Here is a 606-nt window from a genome sequence, read left to right on the forward strand (position 1 = left end):
TGCGTCATGCGTGTCGTGTGCGGCGTCGGGGCCGAACGACGCGAGCGCGAGCTCGCGTTCGAGCGGCGTCAGGCCGTCGTGCGCGAGCGCTTCGGGCGGCCGCGTCACCACGTGCTCACCTTGCCGATCGCGGCGGCGACGCGCTGCCAGCGCGTGGGCAGCGTCGCGTCGACCTCGCCGGTCGCGGCGTGCGCGCGGCAGCCGCCGCGCTCGATCGACGCGTCGGTGCGCACGTTCCAGCCGAGCGTATCGAGATCGTCCTGCAGATAGGCTTCGACGACGGGCAGGTCGGCCGGATTCACCGCGAGATGCGGCGCGCCGGACAGCGCGGGTTCGGCCGCGAGCACGTCGCGCACGGCCGCGACGAGCGCGGCGGGGTCGTGCTTCACGTGCTGGCGCACGACCTGTTGCGCGATGTCGAGCGCGAGCTGCGCGATGTCGGCGGCCAGATCGTGCTCGACGCTCGACACGGCCTCGCGGAACGACGCGGCGAGCGCCGCGAGCTGCGCGGCCTGTTCGCGCGCGTCGGCCTGGCCGGCTTCGAACCCCTGTGCGCGGCCCTGCTCGAAACCGGCCTGGTAGCCGAGCGCCTGGCCTTCGACATGG

General features: G+C 74.3%; 1 protein-coding gene. It reads right to left on the bottom strand.

Going from position 1 to position 606, the window contains the following annotated elements; all coding sequences use genetic code 11:
• Positions 1 to 104 precede the first annotated feature (104 nt).
• Positions 105 to 606: flagellar assembly protein FliH (gene fliH / locus ABY44_RS08440; RefSeq protein ID WP_431641103.1), on the bottom strand; the 502-nt coding region annotated here is incomplete at its 5' end.

Source organism: Burkholderia sp. ZZQ-2, from assembly GCF_050768715.1.
Taxonomy (GTDB): Bacteria; Pseudomonadota; Gammaproteobacteria; order Burkholderiales; family Burkholderiaceae; genus Burkholderia; species Burkholderia cepacia.